At 66.4% G+C, this 4415-nt stretch carries 4 protein-coding genes; all 4 read right to left on the bottom strand.

What is annotated here, in order from left to right:
* Positions 1–591 (bottom strand): hypothetical protein (locus tag P8014_RS20295; RefSeq protein ID WP_337819151.1); only part of this gene is annotated, 591 nt, incomplete at its 3' end.
* Positions 521–2869, bottom strand: a complete 2349-nt coding sequence (locus tag P8014_RS20290) for a T6SS effector BTH_I2691 family protein (RefSeq protein WP_337819150.1) — start codon at positions 2867–2869, stop codon at positions 521–523. The genes P8014_RS20290 and P8014_RS20295, both read right to left, overlap by 71 nt.
* The gene (locus P8014_RS20285) at positions 2862–3809 is read right to left on the bottom strand and encodes a DUF4123 domain-containing protein (protein WP_337819149.1); all 948 of its coding nucleotides are present in this window, start codon (positions 3807–3809) and stop codon (positions 2862–2864) included. Before P8014_RS20285 ends, P8014_RS20290 begins: the two co-directional genes overlap by 8 nt.
* Before the next feature lie 6 nt (positions 3810–3815).
* Positions 3816–4415, bottom strand: a 600-nt coding sequence (locus P8014_RS20280; protein ID WP_337819148.1) for a DUF2345 domain-containing protein, incomplete at its 5' end; no start/stop codon positions are given.

Here is a 4415-nt window from a genome sequence, read left to right as displayed (position 1 = left end):
CTGCAGCAGCCAGCCGATACGGGGCTTGAGTTCCTTGGGCAGAACCAGGCGCAGCCACGCCTCATGAGTCTGCGGGGTCAGAGGCCGGCCCGCCGCCGATTCCCCCCAATTGCGCTGCGATGCGCTGACGTTGACCAGTGCATCGCTCCAGAATGTGCCACCGGAGTTATAGGCAAAATCCACCTCTGCGCCCATGATCATTTCGTTGAGCCCGGCGACCTCATGTTGAAGAGTCGGATATTTCTCGCTCTGGCTGGCATTACCCCAAATGCATCGGGCAGCCCAGACTTCCGGCGGCTTATCCTTGACCAGTAGAATGACGTAAGCCATCAACATGCCGAGGCCGACAAAAATCAAGCCGATGCCGGTCCATGCGGAGGCACTAAGAGCAGAGATTCCGGCAACTTCAAAGCCAGCGGCGACGCTCGTTGCTGAGAATAAGGCAACTGAGGCAGTCAAGAGAAAGAAGGACTGAATAATCTCAACCGTTGCCGCTGCATCATCACCATGCCGGTTCGAGCTATACGCATTCACCGCCGCCTGAACCGCCCCCACAAACGTCGCAAACGCCGCCGCATACCCCGCGGTCATTTTCAGCCCCTGTTCGGGCGCCGCGCAGGATGCGCATGCTGTCGCGGGTGAGCTGTTGGGCGGTCTGTTCGGTGAGCTTGAGGGTGAACGGGGCTTCGTTGGCGGCGGTGACCTCGGCGGTGGTGAGGGTGTATTTGCCGGCCACCTTGCCGACCTTGAGTTCGAGCCTGCCCTGGCTCCAGCAGTAGACGTCGACCAGCGTGTCGGCGGCCTTGGCGCTACCGGCCATGTCCAGGGCGATCGCGCCCGAGAGCACCAGGCTCTTGACCTTGCGCTGACCGACCTCGGCGCTCTTGGCGAGCACGTTCTCGGTGGCGCCGGCCATGGAACGCCACAGCCGGGCGGCTACGCTCAGTGGCACGCGCAGCACGTAGAGCTTGAGCCCTGGCTCGCTCTTGCCCATGAGACTCAGCCCGAGCCGCTTGAGGCGTTCGCGCAGGCCCTCGCCGAGCGTGCCGGCCTTGTCGAGGGCGGCGGCCACCGAGGTGGCGATCATGAGCAGGGATTGTGCGAGCCCGTCGGCGTTTTGCGCCGAGCCGGCGGATCGGCCTTGCGCATGGGCTTCGCGCACCACGTCGAGCAGGCCTTTGAGTTCGTCGAAGGTCGTGGCCTTCTGGCTGAGCTGGGTAAACCAACCGAAGAAGGCCGTCTGGTTGCCCAGCAGGGCGCGCACCAGCAGGTTGTGCTTGAGGCTGGGGTCCTGCGCGAGAAAGCCGCTCCACCAGTCGAGCGCCTTGTCGGTCATCGGACCGCCCATCAGGCAGTTGTTGACGCAACTGGCGTAGGGCAGACCGTCCACCAGGGCGGTGTCGTCGAAATCGACGCTGTACAAGTGTCTGAACAGATCGCTTTCCAGCCAGGCCTTGTGGTCGAGTTCCAATCGGGCGAGGCGCTGCTTGTCGTCCCGTACCTTGTTCTCATAGGTCTGCAGGAACTTGGTCCAGTCCATGCCGCGGGCCTTGGCGGTGAGCTTGTCGCGGATGTCCTGCTTGAGCTTGGCCGCGTCGCGCTCGATGCGTTCGGCGGAGGGAATGTCGATGGTGCCGCGACTGGGATCGGCATAGGTCACGGACATGCCCTCGGGGCAGGCTCCCGCTGGTGTGTGGCGCTGGTCGGGGGCGAATCGTGCGTCCTTGGGCAGTTGGTGGGCGCTCATCATGGCGTCGAACTCGTGCCGGGTGACCGCCTTGCCCTGCAGGTGCGCGTAAGGGGCTTCGCGCTTTTTGTGGTCGCTGGCCTGGTTGTCCACCAGCGCGAGCAATCCCTTGATGCTCAGCGCCGATTGCAGGCGCCAGTAGCCATTTTGTTCGCCCTGATTGTCCCGGAAGTCCGCGATCCACTCGGCAGCGCTGTTGCATAGCGTGATGCGCCGCTGCGCCGCGGTGGTGGTGACGCCTTCGGCATCGGCAAGACCGACGATCATGGCGTTGGCGATGGTGAGTGCGCCGGAGCTGCCGATGGCGGCTTCGGCCTGTGCGTAGACATCCGCGGCGTCTTCGGGGCGCAGGGTCGTGTCGAGCAGGTCGCGCAGAAAGGGAAAGTTCTCCCGCAGCGGGCGCCCCAGATGCTCGGCATCGGCGGCCAGGTGGCGCAGCGGCCAGGGGTTGCCCTTGAGCACCTTGGGGTCGCGCTGCGGCACGAAGTCGATCACTGCCTTGCTCAGATTGTCGGGGGTGAGCGCAAGCGAACGCCGACAGGTGCCGGCGGCGGCCTCTATGCAGGTCATGTACTTGTCGCGCATCGCCGCATCGGCGGCGTAGGCCTCGCGTACCTTGGCACTCCAGGGATGGCTGCTGAAGGCGACCCATACCTTGCCGGCGTGTTCGGCCTTGGGGATGGTGAACAACAGCGCGGAGGCAAAGCCTGCAACCCGGCTGCAGGAAAACGGTGCCTCCGCGGCCGTCGTGCCGGCTTCGGCGGCGGCGAAACGGGCCGGCGTCAGATACCCGCCCTTGTGCACGCGGTTCAGGCTCCACCCCCCCTGGGCGGCGATCTCGGGGCTGAGCTTGTCGTTCTCGTAGAAGGCCATCACATAGCCTTCGCGCAGGGTGCGCATGACGTAGCCCGAGGCCGCGAGGGCCGGGTCGGCGGTGCCGTCGAGCAGTGGCGCGATAGTGCCGCGCACGCTGTTTGCGTAAGTCGTCTCGGCCAGCGTGGGGATGGTGAGCAGCACGGCGAGCCCTTGCTTGTCGCAGTTGGGGCACTTGCCGGCGGCGCATGGCGAGGCCGAAGAGGCTGCCTTCTGGGCGTTGGCGGAATAACGGTTTCCCTCAGCCATGATACGGATCTCTGTTGGGTTCTGTCGTCGGTCGATCGGCGCGGACAAGGTCGTCGCGCATGGCATCCCAGCCATCGTCGGCAACGCCGGCCAGGGCTTCGGCCAGGGGCTGTTGCCGTTCACGCGCTCTGCGAACCAGCTCGCGCAGGCGCGGGTGTTCGCAAAGGCGGGGATGAATCTGCAGTACATAGGCCCCGATGAGCACGACGTCCGCCTCTGCAGTGAACCCCAGCGAGTGGGCAGCGCGCACGGCCTGCGCCGCATGCGGCAGATACGCTTGCGGCAGGGGATCGGCAAACGCCTGCCAGCCGCGAAGCATGTCCTGCACGGATTCGCACGGGTGAGCATGCCGCCAGTGCGCATCGCTCAGGCGCAGCGGTTTGATGGAGGGTTCCCAGGGGGCGGCGGTGTGTTCCTGCAAAGCACCGCGCCGGTCCAGCGTCCACCAGGAGGCCACCGGGCCGAGCAGAGCGGTGCGTGCGGGCGCATCGAGCACCGGCCACATCCATTCGAAGATGCGACGGTCGGACCAGCGAAAATACTTTCTTCCGTCGCCGCGCAGGATCTGGCTCATACACAGGCTCAGGTAGTCCATCAGCACGGCTGGTTTGGCGGCGCTCGTCAGCCAGCCACCGATTCCGAAGCCCTGGGTTGACTCGGCACTCGAAGGGCGTTGCTCGTCGAGGGCGTGGGCAAGGGTGGCATGTATGATTTCGGTGGCATGAGGGTGAATGGGCACGAGGCGCGGGTAGTGCTCGCGCGGAATGTCCTGGCGGCGCAGATCGAGCACGTGGGCGTCGTACAGCTCGTCGTCCAGTTCCAGCGCCGAGCGCAAGTCCTGCGGTAATGGGTTGAGCAGGACGTAGGCCTGAAGCGAGGCGTCGGCGGCCAAGGCTTCCGCCAACCGGCGTTGCTGCGGGTGGTGTGGATCGAAGGCCATGATGGCTTATACCGCCGCTGCGCCCGAAGCCGCGGCCGCCGAAAGCGACTTCGGACAATCCTTGGCCACCGCACTGCCGAGCCCCGCCGAGTCCCCGCCGCCGCGGGGATCGGACAGCGACTTGCCGCCGGCCTTGAACTGCACCGCGCCGGGGGCGCCGATCTCGATGTTGGTGCCGTCGAGCTTGATGTAGGCGCCGCCGGCGGCGAGCAGGAACGAGCGCTTGGCGCTGGCCTTGACGCTGGCCTGGGTGCTGGCGAGCGTGACGTCGCCCTGGGCCAGGAACTCGGCCTTGTCGTGCTGGGCCTGCAGGGTGGCCTTGCCGCTGGCCGCATGCAGGGCGATGCCGGTCTGGGCGACCGGGCGGGCGCCGCCGGGGTTGCCCTGGGCGTAGAGGGCGATGCCCTCATCGGCCACGAAGCTCAGCTTGCCCTGGGCGGCAAGGTCCAGATCCTGTCCGGCGCTGAGCACGGCATCGGTGCCGGCGACCCAGACGTGGTCCCTGGGGGTGACGGCGGCCAGGCCGTCGTGGCCGTGGGCGATCAGGTCGGGCCGGTTCCAGGCGGGTACGGTGCCTTCGCCGCCGCCGATGCCGCCGCCGGGTTC

The organism is Acidihalobacter sp., from assembly GCF_037381185.1.
In the GTDB taxonomy this organism is placed as follows: Bacteria; Pseudomonadota; Gammaproteobacteria; order DSM-5130; family Acidihalobacteraceae; genus Acidihalobacter_A.
The sequence above is the reverse complement of the archived record's forward strand: the minus strand, read 5'-3'. Positions and strand labels throughout refer to the sequence as shown.